The 17,552-nt window shown below is 66.2% G+C and carries 17 protein-coding genes; 8 read left to right on the top strand and 9 right to left on the bottom strand.

Annotated features, from left to right (window positions below):
- Window positions 1-14: 14 nt before the first annotated feature.
- Window positions 15-1,760, bottom strand: a complete 1,746-nt coding sequence (locus ACIQF4_RS00085; RefSeq protein ID WP_400516211.1) for a nitrite/sulfite reductase — start codon at window positions 1,758-1,760, stop codon at window positions 15-17.
- Window positions 1,761-1,814: 54 nt separating this feature from the next.
- Window positions 1,815-2,684, bottom strand: a complete 870-nt coding sequence (locus ACIQF4_RS00080) for a sirohydrochlorin chelatase (protein ID WP_400516210.1) — start codon at window positions 2,682-2,684, stop codon at window positions 1,815-1,817.
- A 61-nt stretch (window positions 2,685-2,745) separates the two neighbouring features.
- Here ACIQF4_RS00080 and ACIQF4_RS00075 point away from each other — a divergent pair, with 61 nt between their 5' ends.
- Together ACIQF4_RS00075 and ACIQF4_RS00070 are read left to right on the top strand one after the other, a co-directional pair.
- Entirely contained in the window at window positions 2,746-3,402 is a 657-nt protein-coding gene (locus ACIQF4_RS00075; protein ID WP_400516209.1) for a trimeric intracellular cation channel family protein, read from the top strand.
- Window positions 3,403-3,464: 62 nt separating this feature from the next.
- Window positions 3,465-3,890 (top strand): hypothetical protein, encoded by a 426-nt coding sequence (locus tag ACIQF4_RS00070; RefSeq protein WP_400516208.1) that lies wholly within the window; start codon window positions 3,465-3,467, stop codon window positions 3,888-3,890.
- A 140-nt stretch (window positions 3,891-4,030) separates the two neighbouring features.
- Here ACIQF4_RS00070 and ACIQF4_RS00065 read toward each other — a convergent pair whose 3' ends face one another.
- The 4 genes from ACIQF4_RS00065 to ACIQF4_RS00050 form a co-directional block, all read right to left on the bottom strand.
- Complete coding sequence (locus ACIQF4_RS00065) at window positions 4,031-4,465, bottom strand: DUF559 domain-containing protein (protein ID WP_350004485.1); 435 nt, start codon at window positions 4,463-4,465, stop codon at window positions 4,031-4,033.
- Between the two features lie 802 nt (window positions 4,466-5,267).
- The gene (locus ACIQF4_RS00060; RefSeq protein WP_400516207.1) at window positions 5,268-6,368 is read right to left on the bottom strand and encodes a polyprenyl synthetase family protein; all 1,101 of its coding nucleotides are present in this window, start codon (window positions 6,366-6,368) and stop codon (window positions 5,268-5,270) included.
- A complete protein-coding gene (locus ACIQF4_RS00055; protein ID WP_400516206.1) occupies window positions 6,365-7,696 on the bottom strand; it encodes a geranylgeranyl reductase family protein in 1,332 nt (443 codons plus the stop codon). The genes ACIQF4_RS00060 and ACIQF4_RS00055 overlap by 4 nt, the downstream gene beginning before the upstream one ends.
- Before the next feature lie 3 nt (window positions 7,697-7,699).
- Window positions 7,700-8,476 carry a demethylmenaquinone methyltransferase gene (locus ACIQF4_RS00050; protein WP_350004479.1) on the bottom strand — a complete coding sequence of 259 codons (777 nt, stop codon included), beginning with the start codon at window positions 8,474-8,476 and terminating at the stop codon, window positions 7,700-7,702.
- Window positions 8,477-8,590: 114 nt separating this feature from the next.
- Between ACIQF4_RS00050 and ACIQF4_RS00045 the strand changes: the two genes are divergently transcribed.
- The 5 genes from ACIQF4_RS00045 (at window position 8,591) to ACIQF4_RS00025 (ending at window position 14,290) form a co-directional block, all read left to right on the top strand.
- Window positions 8,591-9,994, top strand: coding sequence for an isochorismate synthase MenF (locus ACIQF4_RS00045; protein ID WP_400516205.1), 1,404 nt, complete (start codon window positions 8,591-8,593; stop codon window positions 9,992-9,994).
- A 225-nt stretch (window positions 9,995-10,219) separates the two neighbouring features.
- Window positions 10,220-11,020: an ABC transporter substrate-binding protein gene (locus ACIQF4_RS00040; protein ID WP_350004472.1), complete on the top strand. Its 801-nt coding sequence runs from the start codon at window positions 10,220-10,222 to the stop codon at window positions 11,018-11,020.
- 150 nt (window positions 11,021-11,170) lie between these two features.
- Complete coding sequence (locus ACIQF4_RS00035; protein ID WP_104184452.1) at window positions 11,171-11,962, top strand: amino acid ABC transporter permease; 792 nt, start codon at window positions 11,171-11,173, stop codon at window positions 11,960-11,962.
- Between the two features lie 12 nt (window positions 11,963-11,974).
- Window positions 11,975-12,775, top strand: coding sequence for an amino acid ABC transporter ATP-binding protein (locus ACIQF4_RS00030; protein ID WP_231456244.1), 801 nt, complete (start codon window positions 11,975-11,977; stop codon window positions 12,773-12,775).
- 285 nt (window positions 12,776-13,060) lie between these two features.
- Window positions 13,061-14,290, top strand: coding sequence for an aminotransferase class I/II-fold pyridoxal phosphate-dependent enzyme (locus tag ACIQF4_RS00025; protein WP_400516204.1), 1,230 nt, complete (start codon window positions 13,061-13,063; stop codon window positions 14,288-14,290).
- A 60-nt stretch (window positions 14,291-14,350) separates the two neighbouring features.
- On the opposite strand, the gene ACIQF4_RS00020 is transcribed toward ACIQF4_RS00025, so the two are convergent.
- Window positions 14,351-14,890 (bottom strand): YceI family protein, encoded by a 540-nt coding sequence (locus tag ACIQF4_RS00020; RefSeq protein WP_350004463.1) that lies wholly within the window; start codon window positions 14,888-14,890, stop codon window positions 14,351-14,353.
- 125 nt (window positions 14,891-15,015) lie between these two features.
- Between ACIQF4_RS00020 and ACIQF4_RS00015 the strand changes: the two genes are divergently transcribed.
- A complete protein-coding gene (locus ACIQF4_RS00015; protein WP_350004461.1) occupies window positions 15,016-15,480 on the top strand; it encodes a MarR family transcriptional regulator in 465 nt (154 codons plus the stop codon).
- Here the strand turns inward: ACIQF4_RS00015 and menD are convergent.
- Window positions 15,477-17,279, bottom strand: a complete 1,803-nt coding sequence (menD, locus tag ACIQF4_RS00010) for a 2-succinyl-5-enolpyruvyl-6-hydroxy-3-cyclohexene-1-carboxylic-acid synthase (protein ID WP_400516203.1) — start codon at window positions 17,277-17,279, stop codon at window positions 15,477-15,479. The two genes, ACIQF4_RS00015 and menD, sit on opposite strands and share 4 nt — an antisense overlap.
- A gap of 76 nt (window positions 17,280-17,355) precedes the next feature.
- The coding region (locus tag ACIQF4_RS00005) for a hypothetical protein (protein WP_400579820.1) at window positions 17,356-17,552 on the bottom strand (197 nt) is incomplete at its 5' end.

Below are 17,552 nucleotides of genomic sequence, written 5' to 3'. Positions count from 1 at the left end.
AAGTGCGTGCTTACTCACTGGAGTGCCTCCTCGTCTGCCGCGTGGGCCCACTCGGCGAACGTCTGGCCCTCGGCGCGCTGGGCCACGAAGGTGCGCACAACGCGCTCCACGTAGTCGGGCAGGTCATCGACGTACACCTTGAGGCCGCGGACGGTGCGTCCCAGGCCTGCTTCCTCGCGCTCGTTGGAAGCCAGCCCGCCGCCCAGGTGGACCTGGAAACCCGGGGAGGGGTCGCCGTCGGGCGTTGGAAGCATCATGCCCTTGAGGCCGATGTCCGCGGTCTGGATGCGGGCGCAGGAGTTGGGGCAGCCGTTGATGTGCAGGGACAGCGCGTGCGGCAGCTCGCCGGAGGCGGCGAGGTCGGCCAGGCGGCGCTCCATCTCGGCAACTGCGGTGGCGGCCGTGTACTTGGTCTCCACGATGGCCAGCTTGCAGTACTCGATGCCGGTGCACGCGATGGTGCCGCGGCGGAACACGGACGGGCGGGCGGACAGGCCCAGCGCGTCCAGCTCTGCCACGAGGGGCTCCACCTGGTCCTTCTCGACGTCCAGGACAACGAGCTTCTGGTGCGGGGTGGTGCGCAGCCGGTAGGAGCCGCGGGCCTCGAGGGTGTCGGCGAGCTTGACCAGCGCGGCGCCGGAGAGCCTGCCGGCCAGCGGGGTGGCGCCGATGAAGAACTTGCCGTCCTTCTGTTCGTGCACGCCGATGTGGTCGCCGGGGGTGGTGGGCTTGGGCGCGGCCGGACCGTCAGCCAGCTTGTAGCCCAGGTATTCGTCCTCCAGGATCTGGCGGAACTTCTCCGGACCCCAGTCCGCCATCAGGAACTTCAGGCGGGCCTTGGTGCGCATGCGCCGGTAGCCGTAGTCACGGAAGATGCTGGTGACGCCGAGCCACACGTCGGCAGCCTGCTCAGGCGTCACGAACGCGCCCAGGCGCTTGCCGAGCATCGGGTTGGTGGACAGCGCACCGCCGGCCCAGAGGTCGTAGCCAACCCCGAGTTCGGGGTGGCGCACGCCCACCAGGGCGAAGTCGTTGATCTCGTGGACCACGTCCTGGCTGGGGTGGCCGGTGATGGCGGTCTTGTACTTGCGCGGCAGGTTGGACAGCAGCGGGTTGCCGATGAACCGCTCCCCCAGCTCCTCGATGAGCGGGGTGGGGTCGATGATCTCGTCCTTGGCGATGCCGGCCACGGGCGAACCCAGGATCACGCGGGGAACGTCGCCGCAGGCTTCGGTGGTGGACAGGCCAACACCCTCCAGGCGGGTCCAGATCTCCGGGATGTCCTCCACGCGGATCCAGTGCAGCTGGATGTTCTGGCGGTCGGTGAGGTCGGCGGAATCGCGGGCGAAGTCCACGGAGATCTGGCCGATGACGCGCAGCTGCTCGGTGGTGAGGGCGCCGCCGTCGATCCGCACGCGGAGCATGAAGTACTTGTCCTCGAGCTCGTGCGGCTCAAGGGTTGCGGTCTTGCCGCCGTCGATCCCGGGCTTCCGCTGGGTGTAGAGGCCCCACCAGCGGAACCGGCCGTGCAGGTCCTGGCCGGGGATGGCGTCGAAGCCTTCCTTGGAGTAGATGGTCTCGATACGCTCGCGCACGTTCAGGCCGTCGTCTTCCTGTTTCCAGGTTTCGTTGGCGTTCAGGGGCGTCTTGCCGTCCACTTTCCACTGCCCGTGCGGCTTCGCGGCGGGACGGGACGGGCGGGCCGGGCGCTTCGCGGCAGCGGAATCCGCCGTTGCTCCGGCTAGAGCTGTATCAGTCATGCATCGACTGTAGGTCCCGCCCGAAGAGCGTCACAAAGGCCTGGAAACGCTAAGTCACCTAGGGAAATATTTCGTCACGAAACGCCGGACAGCCTTGAACAAGCCACCCTGCTGTGCATTTGCGGCCGGTTCCACGGGGGCCTTTTCGGGGGCCTGCGCTGTTGGTTCGGCCCGCGCGTGGGCGGCGGCTTCACAGGCCTTTTCGACGGCGGCGTCATACCTGTCGAGGGCGATCTCGGCCAGCACCGGGGACGGCAGCAGGGGTTCGGTCACGACGTCAGCCCCGGCCTTGGCGAGCTGGTCGTGGAAGAAGCCCGGCGCCAGGAGGTAAGAGGCAATCACCACGCGCCCGCCAACGTCGACCGCTCCTGCGGACTCCCCCGCCCCGGCACCGCCTTCCAGCTCCTCGCGAAGCATCGCGACGGCGTCGGGCACGGAAGGCTTTGCGGAGGCACCGTAGGCGGCCACTATCCGGTTGGACCGCAGACCCCGGAGCTGGCCCAGCAGTTCCTCGACGCTGACGGCGGCGTTGGGGTTGGAGGAACCCGCCGCGGCCAGGACGATCACATCGTTGTCCGTCACGCCGGCCTCGCGCAGCCGCTGGTCGAGCAGCGCGGCCAGGCGCGGATCGGGCCCCAGGGGCGCGGCCGCTGCACTGCCCGGCCTGCTCTTCACCGCCCGCGCAATGTCCACTTTCACGTGGTAGCCCACGCTGAGCAGCAGCGGAACCACGACGGCGGCCTCCCCCTCGGGCAGGCCAGCCACCACGTCCACCAGGTCCGGCTGCTGGACGTCCACATAGGCCTCACGGACGTCAAGGCCGGGGCGCAGTCCGGCGATGGCGGCGCGCAGGGCGTTGACCTCGGCGGCTCCCTGCGTGCTGGACGTCCCATGGGCGCAAGCGATCATGATGGGGCTGTTCATACGGGCTAGCGTAACGTTGGAGCCGCCCTGTCCGCCCTCTTTTGAATTGCCGGGACGCTCCATGACATTCGCCTTTGACAACTCGCCGGTGTGGCTGGATCTGCTGGGCGTCTTCTTCTTCGCGGTGTCGGGATCCCTGCTGGCTGCCCGGAAGCACATCGATATTGTGGGCTCCCTGCTGCTGGCTTCCCTGGTGGGACTCGGCGGCGGCGTAATCCGGGACATCATCCTGAACAGCGGGCCGCCGGCGGCGTTCACCAACCCGGCCTACCTGGTGCCGCCGCTGCTGGCCACCGCCCTGGTGTATTTCCTGTTTCCCAGCGTCCAGCGCTATACGTCCCTGCTGACGCTGTTCGACGCCGGCGGCCTTGCCCTCTTCTGCATGACCGGCACGCTCAAGGCCCTGGCTGCGGGGATGAACCCGGTGGCGTCGGTGCTGCTGGGAGTCACGACGGCGGTGGGCGGCGGGCTGCTGCGCGACATCACTGCCAACGAGGTTCCGGAACTTTTCAACCCCAAGGACATCTACGCGCTGCCGGCATTCGTGGGGGCCGCGATGACCGCCGGGCTGTGGGTCATGGGCATCTTCAACGTGCTGACGGGATCGGCCGTCGCGGCCGTGGTTTTCACTTTCCGCATCCTGGCATGGCGGCGCTCCTGGCAGGCGCCGCTCGCCGTCCACGGGTGGCACCGGCGGGGCAGCGACTCCGGGGTTTGAAGCTGTTCCCGCGGTGCTCCGCTGTCACTTTGCAGGGGCCGGGATTGGCTAGGATATGAAGCATGACTGACATGTTCCTCGAGAAATTCCGTGCGCTTGTTCCGAAGTATCTCGAAGACGAATGGCAGGCAGAAGACGGGCTCACCCAGGAGGAGCTGGACAAGGCCCTGGCCGACCACCAGTTCCAGATCCCCCTGGTACTCCGCGAGTTCTACCTGGCCGTCGGTGGCTGCGAGGACCTGATGGAGGCGTACCACTACTTCTGGGATCCGGACGAGCTCGAGGTCGACGACGAAGGCTTCCTGATGTTCCTTGAGGACGAGGAAGAGGAATACACCTGGGGCTTCCGGGTGGGCGACCTCAGCGTCCCGGACCCCATCGTGTACCGGCGCAACAACGCCCGCGGCCAGTGGAAGTCCGAGGAAGGCACCTTCTCGGAGTTCGTGTTCGACATGTTCGAGTGGGCTTTCGAGGACGACGACAACTAGGGCCTCCCTCTCTTCCGTTTCAGCGTGGCTTCGAGATCCTCCGGCGCCCGCTGAGTTTCCTCACCTTTTGGGGTGCGCGGCGGCGTGTCCCCCTCTGATGACGGCGTTTCCCCCGGTTCGCCAGCAAAACCTTGCGAATCTCAGCGGATAACCCGGCCCCGGAGGACCTGCCACACCTCGGCCATGATTCTTTCCGGGTGATGAACCACGTCGGCGTACCCGTAACGTAGTACCGCATATCCGGTGAGGGTGCTGGCGTTGTTCCTGGCACGGTCCTTCTTTACCTGCCGGGGCTCAAGGTGGGTGGCGCCGTCGAGCTCGACGATCAGGAATCCTTCCAACAGGAAGTCCACGATGCCGATGCCGGGGAGCTCCACCTGTGTCTCCGTGAAAATGCCCGCCGCGCGGAAAAGAATCCGGGCAACCACCTCGATGGGCGAATCTGCGGTACCGTCAACGAGCTCGAGCACGCGCCTGGCTGCACCGTTCCGCTTACCGGGCAGCCGCCCCCGCAGGTAGCCGAGGGTGGTAAGACCCTGCCGCGCTGCACTCTCCACCATGACGGCAGCTTCCATAGCCGGAAGGCAGCGCAGGCTGTGAATCAACACGTCAGCGGTGCTCGCCACCGGTTTTGGTGAATCCGGAGGAATCAGGGACCCGCGGTGCACGATGGCGTCCGCCGGCCCACGGTGCCGGCAGAGGAGGTGAACCCTTGACGGTTCCCTCAACAGCCAAAGTCGGCGATGTACTGCGGCAGAAGCACAGGTCAGCAGGCCACTGCCCAGGACAGCCGCAGTCATGTCCGCCGGGGCCCCGGGCAGTGCCACCACCCCGTGCCGGAGACGGCGGATGTCGCCCAGCGCCACCGCATTGCGAATGCTCCGGTCGGTGAAACCAGCCTGCAGAAGTGTGGATGTGCGGGCAACTGAGCCTGCGTACATGAGAAATCGGGTGAGGTCCATGGAGCCAGCAGACCCAATCTTCGACGGGAAATGCAGTTCCGGGGAGGCCTATGTGGACAAAACTCCTGCTGAATTTCCCCGGCTTTCGAGCTGCCTGTCGGCGGGTCCCGGCAACTCGCCGGGTTTCCTGCCAGTTCGGGGGAGAAAGGTGGGGAAACTCAGCGCCGACAAGTCCGTGACACCAGTAGTAAATTAGTAGTTGCATCTTGTGACAAAGCTGTCATAGACTGTTCACGGATCCGCTAAACGCCTCCGGCGGGTCTGATGCGAACGGAGAGATAGCCTCGGTTCAAAGCAACGTATGACTCGTATCGTTGCTGCGGACCGGGGCTATCCCGTTTTAAACGCATGTTGCCCCTGCGCAGCGCACCAAGAAGCCCGGCCCCTTACGGAACCGGGCTTCATGAAAGCTTGTCTAGCTGGCGCGGTCCACCACGGCCAGCGCGAAGCTGGACAGCGAGTCCTTGACCACGCCTTCGGGGAGCGGCGCCAGGGCGTCGATCGCCTCGTTGGCCCACTGGCGTGCCACAACCCAGGACTCGGCAGTAACGGGATGCTCGCGCAGGCCGGCCACGGCCTCCGCAAGGGCTTCGTCCGAGGTAAGGTCGCCGTCTATCAGCCGGAGAAGTTCGACGGCGGACTGGTCACCGTCCGCGGCGGCCCTGCGCAGGAGCAGCACCGGCAGGGTGGGAACCCCTTCGCGCAGGTCCGTGCCCGGTGACTTGCCGGACTTGACCTTGATGCCCGTGACATCGATGACGTCGTCCGCAAGCTGGAAGGCCACGCCCACCTTCTCGCCGTACTCCACCAGGACGGATTCGTAGGCGGGATCGGCTCCGGCGAAGATAGCGCCGAGTTGGCCGGAAGCAGCCACCAGCGAGCCGGTCTTGTCCGCGATCACCGACAGGTAGTGCTCCACGGGATCCTCGTCCGGGCGCGGCCCCACGGTTTCGTGCAGCTGGCCCAGGCACAGCCGCTCGAAAGTACGGGCCTGGATGCCGAGCGCCCGGGAACCGAGTTCGGACACCAGGATTGAGGCGCGGGCGAAAATCAGGTCGCCGGTGAGGACCGCCACGGAGTTGCCCCAGACCTCGTGGGCGGTGGGTGCACCGCGGCGGAACGGGGCCGAGTCCATGACGTCGTCGTGATAGAGGGTGGCAAGGTGCGTCAGTTCCACCACGACGGCGGCCTGCACCACGGCAGGCAGCGATGCGTCGCCGAGGTGTGCACACAGCAGGGTCAGCAGCGGACGGATGCGCTTGCCGCCGGCTTCCACCAGATGGCGCGACGTGGCGTCAGCAAGCGGATCGGAGTTGGCGATGGCTTCGCGGAGCTTCTTCTCCACCTTGGCCAGGTTGTTGGTGATGGCCGGCCCCAGCTCAGCGTCTCCGGCGATGGCGGCGAAACCGGCGGGCAGCTGGAGGCCGGTGGCAATGGCGCTGGTGTTGAGCGAAGGTTCAGCGGCGGTCACGCCGTGTCCGGCGCGGGTCCAGCTGTGGTCTGCGGGGTTGGTCACGGGTTAACCCTAACTTTTTGTTGCGGATACCGCTGATTCGGGGCCGGCGGCGTATTGGATGTGGCCGGAACCAGCGATTCCAGTACGCGGATCACCCGGTCCTGAAAGCCCTTCGCGGACGGGTCCGTGAGGTTGGCCAGGAGCCGGACCACGAACCGCATCAGCACCGGGATGGGCATGCCGGTCCGGAGTGCGAGCTTCATGACCGCAGGTTTGCCAATCAAAGCAGCGAACGCCCGGCCCAGGGTGAAGTGGGACCCCCACTGTTCCCGCACATAGCCCGCGTACCGCGAAAGGTGGGCATCGGCGTCGTACGTTCCGCCCGCGGCCGACGAGCGCGAGGAGGCGTCAATGATGAACTCCGCGGCAAACCTGGCGGACTCCATGGCGTAGGAGATGCCCTCGCCGTTGAAGGGGGACACCATGCCGCCGGCGTCGCCGAGCAGCAGCAGCCCGGGCGAGTAGTGCGGCGTGCGGTTGAAGCCCATGGGCAGCGCGGCGCCGCGGATCTCGCCCACCTGGTTCTCCGGCGTGAAGCCCCACTCTGCGGGCATGCCGGCAGTCCATTCGCGCAGGACCTGCTTGTAGTCGAGTTTGCCGAATTCCTTGGACGAGTTCAGGATGCCCAGGCCCACGTTGGAGGTGCCGTCCCCCACGCCGAACACCCAGCCGTAGCCGGGGAGCAGTTTTCCGTCGCGGCCGGGGAGCTCCAGCCAGCCTTCCATCCAGTCGTCGTCCGTCCGCGGGGACGTGAAGTAGGTGCGCACGGCCACGCCGAGGGGGCGGTCGTCGCGCTTCTGGATGCCGAGGGAGACGGCGGTGCGGGTGGAGTTGCCGTCGGCGGCGAGGACGACGTCGGCACTGAACCCGCGTTCCTCCCCCGTCTTGCGTCCGGACTCGTCAAGGAGCGCTGCGCGGACGCCGGTGACGCGGCCGGCGTCGTTACGGATGGCCTCGGTGACGCTGTGCCGCTCAAGGATGGTGGCACCCGCGGACTCGGCGTGGCGGGCGAGCTCCTCGTCGAAACCAAGCCGGGTACGGATCAGCCCGTACTGGGGGAAGTCCGAAACCTCGGGCCACGGCAGCTCGATGGTGCGCCCGCCGGCTATCAGGCGCAGGCCCTTGTTCCGCCGCCAGCCGTCGCCCTCGGGGTGGGGCAGGCCCAGCTTCTGGATTTCCCGGACCGCGCGGGGTGTCAGGCCGTCGCCGCAGACCTTTTCGCGCGGGAAGCTCGTCTTCTCCAGGACGGTGACGTCCAGGCCTGCCTTGGCAAGGTAGTACGCAGCGGTGGAACCGGCCGGCCCTGCGCCGACTATCAGTACTTTCACAGGTCAGCGGGTGATGTTGCGGCGCAGCTTGGCCACGGGGCCCTTGTGCGCGGCGATGGCGGCAGCAGCGTTGTCCGGCGTTGATTCTGCGGCTTTGAACGCGCGGTGCACCGCGACGATTCCGCCGGTGAGGTTGCGGTAGGTGACCTTCTCCCACCCGGATTCCTGCAGCCAGGCGGCCAGGTGGTCCTGGTCCGGCCAGGCGCGGATGGACTCGGCAAGGTAGACGTACGCGTCCGGGTTGGATGCGACCTTGGTGGCAATGGCCGGCAGCGCCCGCATGAGGTATTCGGTGTACATGGTGCGCCAGAGCGGCACCACGGGCTGGGAGAACTCGGCTATAACCAGCCGGCCCCCGGGCTTGGTGACGCGAAGCATCTCCAGCAGCGCCTTCTTGGGCTCGTTGACGTTGCGCAGGCCAAAGGAGATGGTGGTGGCGTCGAAGGAGTTGTCAGCGAACGGCAGGTTGGTGGCGTCACCGGCAACAAAATTGATGTCGGGGCGGCGGCGTTTGCCAACCTTGAGCATTCCAAGGGAGAAGTCGCAGGCCACAACGTCTATGCCTGCATCGGCATACGGCTCGCTGGACGTTCCGGTGCCGGCCGCCAGGTCCAGCACGCGCTGGCCCTTGGAGACTTCCATGGCTTCCACCACAACCTTGCGCCAGCGGCGCGTCTGTCCCATTGACAGGACATCGTTGACGACGTCGTATTTCGGTGCGACATCGTCAAACATGGTGGCTACTTCGTCCGGACGCTTATCCAAGGATGCTCGGTTCACCATGTCATTGTCTCAAATGTTCCCGGCGGTGCTGACCAGCCGCGATTCGTCGCATTCCGGCTCCACCCGGGCCGGGGAAGGCCATCGGGTACGCGGGAGTAGTGTTGTCTCATCATGACGAGCACGTTCCGCACCCTGACAGTCCCCCTGGATGGAAATGATTTCCCCGGGGGGCTTCCTGCGTTTCTGGTCCGGGACGACGTCCTCTGCTGGACCCGGCGGGAAGCCGGGCTGGCGGGCTTCGGTGAGATTGCGCGTTTCACAGCCACCGGTCCGGAGCGGTTCCTTGAGGCGGACATCTGGTGGCGGCACCTCGTCCTTGAGGCCGACGTGGCCGATTCCGTTGAGCTCCCCGGCACCGGCCCCGTGGCTTTTGGCTCCTTCGCGTTTTCCAAGACCTCCGCCCACGAGTCCCGGCTGATCGTCCCGGAGATCGTGGTGGGCGTGCGGGACGGGCAGGTCTGGCTGACACAGTTGACGTTCGACGACGGCCCCCTGACCGAGGACACGGCAGTCGCCGCACTGGACCGCTGGCTCCGGAGCGCTGCGGTTACTGGGGCAGGGCCTGCACTAAGTACGACGGCGGCAGGGGACCCTGCCGGGGACGGCACCTTGACTGCCGCCCCCGCCAAGGCGGGTGGCGCCGTCGTGCGTCCCCTCCCGCTTGCCGCCGGGGCAACCCTGCATACAGGCTCACTGAGCGAAGAAGCCTGGATGGCGGCCGTGGAGGCGGGCGTGGCCGAGATCCGGACCGGGGCGCTCGAGAAGCTGGTCCTGGCGCGGGACGTGGTGGCCACCATCCCCTCGGGGGTGCACGCGGCCACGGTGCTGCGCGAACTCGCCGCACGCTACCGCGAGTGCTGGACGTACGGGGTGGACGGCCTGGTGGGGGCCACGCCGGAGATGCTGATCCAGGTGGAAGGACGCACGGCCCAGGCGCGGGTGCTGGCGGGAACACTGGACCGCCGGGACGCGCACGGCGAGGACGGCCTCCCGATGGATTACGCCACCCGGGTGCTGGCCGGGTCCGAAAAGCAGCGGCACGAGCACGAGATCGCCATCCAGTCACTGACCACGCAACTGGCGCCGTTCTCCGAGGCGATGAATGCGCATGACGAGCCTTTTATCCTGGAGCTGCCCAACGTGTGGCACCTGGCATCGGACGTTAAGGCCGAGCTGGCCGAGATCGAGGGCCACGTTCCCACTTGCCTGGCACTCATCAATGCGCTGCACCCTACGGCCGCGGTCTGTGGAACACCCACGCAGGTTGCCGGTGCACTGATCCGGAAGCTGGAGCACCTGGACCGAGGGCCGTATGCCGGGCCCGTGGGCTGGCTCGATGCGGCGGGCAACGGCGAGTGGGGCATCGCCCTGCGCGGAGCTGTGATCGAGTCTCCGGACACGGTCCGGTTGTATGCCGGCTGCGGAATAGTGGACGGGTCGCAGCCCGAAGCCGAGCTGGCGGAGACCTGGGCCAAGTTCCGGCCGATGCTGGAGTCGCTGGGCATCGCCAACTAGGTGGCAGCTGATGTCGTTGTGAAGCGCCAGAAGAGCATCTGCTGCTACTCAGTTGGGCACCAGTCCGGGATGGGAGACAGGTTGTGCGCCTGCGGGCTTGCTTTCGCCTGTGATTTAGTTATCCAATGGTGAAACTTAGTTTCCTGTGATGCACATCTCATAATCGGCGCTACACTATGAACCGATTTAGTACCGCATACTCCCCGCAACAAAAGGTAAGAAAACATGCAGCTCAAGTCCCTGGCTACGGCCAAAATGACCGCCAAGGCAGCAGCAGTCTTCGCCGCCGGCGCCCTCACCCTCACGGCGTGCGGCGGCAGTTCCACCCCTGCAGCCTCCGAAGGCGGCATCCAGCTCATCAACGCCGGCAAGCTCACGGTCTGCTCGGACATCCCCTACGAGCCGTTCGAGTTCGAGAAGGACGGCGAGACCGTCGGCTTCGACGTGGACATCGCCAAGGAGCTCGCCAAGGACTTCGGCGCCGAACTGAGCATCGTGGACAGCTCCTTCGAGGCAATCGAGACCGGCACCGCGCTGACCCAGTGCGACCTGGGCATCTCCTCGATCTCCATCACCGACACCCGCAAGTCCGTCATGGACTTCTCCACCCCGTACCTTGATGACGATCTGGCCCTGGTGGCCAGCGAGGACTCCGGCATCAGCGGCCTGGAAGACGCCAAGGGCAAGAAGGTTGGCGTGCAGCAGGCCACCACCGGCGCCGACTACGCCGAGGAACAGGGCATCGACGCTCAGCAGTTCGAGGACACGGGCCTCCTGGTACAGGCTCTTGAGGCCGGTACCATCGACGCCGCCCTGGGCAACCAGTCAGTGCTGGGCTACGCCATCAAGGACCAGCCCAAGTTCAAGAGCGTTGAGGACTTCGCAACCGGCGAGCAGCTGGGCATCTCCATCAAGAAGGGCAACACCGCAATGCTGGAGAAGGTCAACGGCACGCTTGAGCGCCTGACCGAGGACGGCTCCCTGGAGAAGTTCAAGACCACCTGGTTCGGCGAGACCGCCAAGTAGCCAACCACCGCCAAGTAGTCGCCGCGCAGGCCTGGGGCTCCCCCGCCCCGGCCGTGTCACGGCCCTGAGAACTACGCAGCCGGGGCCCCGGACGAGCTGTACCGCAGTCCGTCCGGGGCCTCTGCCACGCACAACGAATGTGAGCAACCCATGGCAATGACCGCACGTCAGCGAGCCAGAGTAAGCCTGTATGTCCAGGCCGGAATCTTCGTGGTGGCCATCGCCGCGCTGATCCTCGCCACCGACTGGGAGACCATCGGCAACAGCGTCTTCAACTTCGGCAAAATCGGGCCCATGTTCCCGGGCATCTTCGTCACCGGGCTGACGAACACCCTGATCTACACGTTCCTCGGCTTCATAGTGGGCCTCTCCGGCGGCCTGCTGCTTGCCCTCATGAAGCTTTCCAGCTTCCCCCTGTACCGCTGGATCGCCTCTGGTTACATCGAGTTCTTCCGCGGGATCCCGGCGCTGCTGGTGTTCATCGCCTTCGGCTACGGCGTGCCCCTGGCCTTCGGCGTTTCCTGGAACATCACAGTGATCGTCATGGTTTCGCTGGGCATGGTGGCCTCGGCCTACATCGCCGAAACCCTCCGCGCCGGCCTGCAGGCGGTACCGAAGGGCCAGCTGGAAGCCGCCCGGTCGCTGGGCATGCCGCAGTGGCGGGCCATGATCACCATCGTCATCCCGCAGGCCTTCAAGATCGTGCTGCCGCCGCTGACCAACGAGGTCATCCTGCTGACCAAGGATTCCTCGCTGATCTACGTCCTGGGCCTCACGGCCTCGCAGTACGAGCTCACAAAGTTCGGCCGCGACGGCATTTCCAGCCTGGGCGCAGGCCTCACGCCGCTTCTGGTGGCCGGTGCCTTCTACCTGGTGATCACCATTCCCCTGAGCTTCCTGGCCCGGAAGTTCGAAAGCCGCACCGCGCGGAACAATCGATAGGCAGGGAAGACCATGAACGACGTCGTAAATTCCTCCGGCAGCACCAGCACCATCCAAGCGGCCGGCGTAGCCATCAAGGACCTGCGCAAGTCCTACGGTTCCAACGAGGTCCTCAAGGGCATCAGCCTGGATGTGGCTCCCGGCGAAGTGGTGTGCCTGATTGGGCCTTCCGGTTCGGGCAAGTCCACCCTGCTTCGCTGCGTCAACCTGCTGGAGCAGCCCAACGAGGGCAGCATCCATGTGGGCGGCTTCGAGGCCACCGATCCGGATGTGGACATCGACAAGATGCGCCGCAAGGTGGGCATGGTGTTCCAGCAGTTCAACCTGTTCCCCCACCTGGACGCCAAGCGCAACTGCTCCATCGCCCAGACCAAGGTCCTCAAGCGTTCCCAGGCCGAGGCGGACAAAGTGTCCATGCACAACCTGGAGCGCGTGGGCCTCGGGCACCTCGCGGACCGTTTCCCGGACCAGCTCTCTGGCGGCCAGCAGCAGCGCGTGGCCATCGCCCGCGCGCTGAGCATGGACCCGGAGCTGATGCTCTTCGACGAGCCCACCTCCGCGCTTGACCCCGAGACCGTGGGCGACGTGCTCTCCGTCATGCGGAACCTCGCCAAGGAGGGCATGACCATGCTGGTGGTCACCCACGAGATGGGCTTCGCCCGTGAAGTGGCCGACCGCGTTGTGTTCATGGACGGCGGCGTTGTGGTGGAGGAAGGCGTGGCTGAGCAGGTCATCTCCTCCCCCACGCAGCCCCGCACCAAGGAGTTCCTGCGCCGCGTCCTTGACCCGACGCACATCGACATCGAGGAGTAGGCGCTCCGTCGACCCGCTGGTTCGTTTTCGACCCCCATATGCCCTGGCGCTGCTGGTATTCCAGTAGCGCCAGGGCATTTCCGCGTCGGCAGGTGATTAGCGCGTCGAAATCAGACGAAACGCGTACGACGGCGGGGCGCCGGCTGATGCACGTTCGTCGCGGGGCCCTTTACATCGCCGCATGGTGGAGCCGACAATGGGTCCTTCTACAGCCTCCACTGGCTCAGCAGCGTGCTGGCAAATCCGCCTGCCGCCACAACCGGCGGCCGCTAGAGGAGCGCTGGCATGACAGATTCCGCCACCCCGTCCCGGGCCACCGCCGCGGTATCGGATCGCGCTGCCCGGCTGGCGTCCATCCCCTCCTTCCAGCGGGTCGATGCCTACATCACGGCGGCGAACGTGCGCCGGAAGGGCCAGTTGGCGGAAGTCTGTGATTTCACGTTCGGCAACCCGCATCAAATGCCGGCCGAGCGCTACGTCAACACGCTGCGGGATGCCCTCACTCCGCAGCACGATCAGTGGTTCGCTTATCAGACGAACGGCGAGGCTGCCCGGCAGGCGGCGGCGGAGTCCCTCGAGCAGCTGCTGGGCCTGCCATTCCGGGCAGAGGATATCTACCTCACTACCGGGGGCTTCGCCGCAATCGCGTTGGCGCTTAAGACGGTCGCCGATCCGGGTGATGAAGTCATCTTCAGTTTGCCGCCGTGGTTTCTGTATGAGCCCCTCATCCTTGAAGCCGGTCTGGTTCCGGTGAAGGTGAAAGTCAACACCACCACGTTCGATCTGGATCTCGGCGCGATTGAGGCTGGCGTTACGGACCGGACCCGGGTTGTGATCGTAAATTCGCCCAACAACCCCACCGGACGGGTCTATCCCCCCGAGCTGCTGCGTCGGCTGTCGGAGCTGCTGGAGGCTGCCTCCGCAAGGATAGGCCGGCGGATCTACCTGGTGTCGGACGAGGCCTACAACCGGATAGTGTTCGACGGCCTCCGCTTCCACAGTGCTGTGGAGTTTTATGCCCACACCCTGCTGGCGTACTCCTACGGTAAAACCCACCTTTCCCCCGGCCAGAGGGTGGGCTACCTCGCGCTGCCGCCCACGATGCCGCACCGGGAGGAGATGCGCCCCGCAATTATCGGCCTGCAGGTGGCCATGGGCTGGGTGTATCCCAACGCCCTGCTGCAGCATGCGCTGCCTGAACTGGAGAAGTTCACCATCGACGTTGGCCAGCTGCAGCGGCGCCGGGACCGGCTCGTGGATGCCCTCAGCGGCATGGGTTACCACCTCCACCGGCCGGAGGGCACGTTCTACCTGTATGCAACTTCCCCCGTTGGGGACGACGAGGCGTTCACAGAGTCCCTTGCCCGCCGGAATGTCTTTGTTTTCCCTGGTGTGCTGTTTGAGACGCCTGGATTCTTCCGGATCTCCCTGACGGCCAACGATGACATGATCGAACGCAGCCTGCCTGCGTTCGAAGCGGCGATGAAGGAAAGCAGGAACAGGACCGGGGCATGAACCAACGGACCTACCCGCAGGGTGTCCCGTGCTGGATCGACGCGCAGCAGCGCGGCGGGCTTATCTTCCGGTGCGTACTGCAACCACCTGGAAGGCGAGGTCGAAGTAGCGGCCCACGAAGCCCCTTGCACCCGTGATCCCGAACAAATAACGGTCCAGATGGTTGGCCCGCGCCGTAACGCGGATTTGGCCGGGAGCCGGGGACTCCCAGCACAGGGCCGTCACTTCCACGGCAGCTTCCACTCCGTGCATGGCCACAATGCCGGCAAGTATGGCACCTCCATCCTCGCGAATCCCCGTTGACGAGAACGCGATGGTCGGAAAGGCGGCCACATCGAGCAGGCCCCGGCCTTTGACGTCGCGGTCCCGCCGCTGATTGGCGGAGTCGAAACTGGCCGCGTCGATGGTGGCACTGGCGCTGCTCCCTGCCAATGTTGAGGAGATGTTCAGTAGCCCGGAGGAGATGGTGAAGTTGCCGCGGACCCTTCCCAGGCCGAACATGTGCCGGCAGGCGTAGGTGACGCTGGAGCGTTGGGGGTCAACCCGGTACGTGCCGGCGTCCGGCAGCGTCGGGACGTCTGTGGCTGATTGCGTGGTCATGGCGTTGTTCCTTAGGGCTTGGCCCGCTTCCCCCGCGCCGGGAAATTGCTGATGTGTCAACAACACTGCCCCTGTTATGCTGACGTGTCAACAACTATATGGTTCCTCCAGGAATAGGATGCACGTTGCCTGAGTATCGCCGCCTGACCCGGGACGAAGAGGAAGTGTGGTTTGCCTACATCCTCTTCAGCCGGCAACTGGCAGCCGGGATGGAAAGGCAGTTGGCCGGAAGCGGCGTATCAGGCGCCGACTACCAGATGCTCGCTCCCCTTGCCGCGGCCGGCGCCGGCGGAATGCGGGCCCGGGACCTCGGCCGCAGTGCCGGCTGGGACCGCAGCCGGCTTGCGCATCAATTGCGACGGATGGAAGAACGTGGGCTTATCAGCCGGGAACCGGCGCACGATGATGCCCGCGGCATTCTGGTTCATATAAAGCAGGCAGGCCGGGCAGCCCTGCGTGCAGCAGGTCCCGGGCACATCGAGTGGGTCAGGGAGAACTTCCTTGAGGTGATGACTCCTGAGGAGCGGCGCATGCTGGTCGAGCTGTCCTCCCGTGTCATGGCGAAACTTGAGCCGGACTCCCCCTCTTAGCGCGCCAATACTCCCCCGACTGCGGCGGCGACGGCCTCTTTGATCCTGGCGTGCAGGGCCCTGAGCCCCTGCCGGTCAGTGCGGACTTCCACGATGCTGCGGCCCTCAACTGGCCGTGCGAGGGCCTCGGCGAGTGCCGCCGTCGTACTCACCGAGCAATGCCCGACGCCGTACGCTGCGGCGAGTGCCGCGATGTCCACTGTGTGGGGGGTGCCAAAGAGGCGTTCGACGGCGTCGCCGTACGTTCCGGCCTCACGCACCGCGCCATGTTCCAGCAGGTCGAAAATGGCGCCGCCGGAGTCGTTGAGGACAACGATCCGCAGCGGAGGCTGTTCTTCCCCGGCGCCGAGGAGCAGGCCGCCGACGTCGTGCAGGAAGGTGACGTCGCCCAGCAGGACGGTGGTTTCCTGCCGGCCACCGATGGCGATGCCGGTGGCGGTGGAGAGGGTGCCGTCGATCCCAGCCAGGCCCCGGTTGGCGTACACCGTGGCAGCGGGCTCGGGGGCGGGCAGGCCAGCGAGGTCAACGTCGCGGATGCCGTTGGAGGAACCCAGGAGGAGCTGGCCGCGGGTGTTCTTCCACACCAGCGAGCCCACTGCCGGGCCACTCGCGGGAGCTTCGGCCGAAAGTATGCCATCCAGGGCATGCTGGGCCGCCGAGCCCGCGAGCAGCCAGGTATCCAACCAGTCTGCCGCCCCGCGGCCGGCGAAGTCTGCAAGGTCAGCGAGGCTTTCCAGCGGCAGCTCGGTGCGCCGGCCGGGCTCATACCAGGCCACCGGAACAGGTTGGTAAAGGGCTGTCTGAACGTCGGCCCTGGCCAGAAGTGCTGCCACCGGGCGGGAGAGCGTGGGCCGGCCGAACAGGACCACACGTTCAATGGGCGTTGCCGCGCCTGGGCCGAAGTGCTCCAGCAGCAGCCGGTAGGGCCCTACCGCATTCGGCCCGAACCGGGCGTTGGAGGACGGTTCTGCCAGCAGCGGCAGGCCATGGGCGCGGGCAAACGCCTCGGCGACGGGCCCGGCGTCGTGCCCGGCAAGGACTACGGTGCGCCGCTCGGGCAGGTCGGCTGAAGCCGCTGGCAGGTTCATGATGAGCGGCTCAGTGCCGATCCGATAGCGCGGCCGCTCCGTTGCAGGCGGCAGCTCCTCCCCCGCCGACGGAACCAGCGGATCCCGGAACGCCAGGTTCAGCTGAACAGGCCCCGGCGGAAGGTCCGGGAACGCGCCGGTGGCGGCGGAAAGCCCCGTTTGGATGGCGCGCCGGGGGTCGGCACCGGCGGCTATATCCGCGGCGAACCGCACCTGCTCGCCGAAAAGGTCAGGCTGGACGGTGGTCTGGTTGGCGCCGGTTCCACGCAGCTCGTCCGGCCGGTCGGCGGACAGCACCACCAGGGGAACAGCGGCATGATTGGCCTCCATCACCGCAGGCATCAGGTTCCCCACGGCTGTCCCGGACGTTGTCAGCACGGCCGCAGGAGATCCCGTGGCCAGGGCCAGTCCCAGCGCCGTGTACCCGGCCGAACGCTCATCGATCCTGACAAGCAGCTCCACTTTGCCCTCGGCCGAAGCCTCGGCAAGGGCGTACGCCATGGGGGCCGAGCGGGACCCAGGCGACACCACCACGTGCTGAACGCCGCCGTCGACCAGCACCCCGACGGCAATCCGCGCCGCCGCCAACGCGCTCAGCTGGGTTCCGGCACCGGGCGTGCCGTCAGGTGCGTCCTCAGAAGAGGTGTCAGTCGCGGTATCAGAAGCGGGGTCAGGCGTGGTGTCCGGGGAAGGTTCGTTCAGCGAAGTCACCAAACCAGTCTGCCACCCCGGACGCTCTCTCATTTGATGCGGGTTTTACCGGAACGCTCTATCACTTGATGTGGGTTTAACCGGAACGCTCTATCACCTGCCGCCCAAGGCCGGACGGCAGGTGATAGAGCGTCGCCAGAAAACCGCTGTTAAGTGATAGAGCGTCGCAGTGGGGCTTAGCCTCGATCCACCGATGAGCCTTCGGCTGGCCGTCCTGGCGTGACCGGTGCGAGATGATGCGCCGCGGGCAGGGGTGTGTTCCGGGCGTCGCAT

This window comes from Pseudarthrobacter sp. NPDC092202 (assembly GCF_044755505.1).
Lineage (GTDB): Bacteria > Actinomycetota > Actinomycetes > Actinomycetales > Micrococcaceae > Arthrobacter.
The sequence above is the reverse complement of the archived record's forward strand: the minus strand, read 5'-3'. Positions and strand labels throughout refer to the sequence as shown.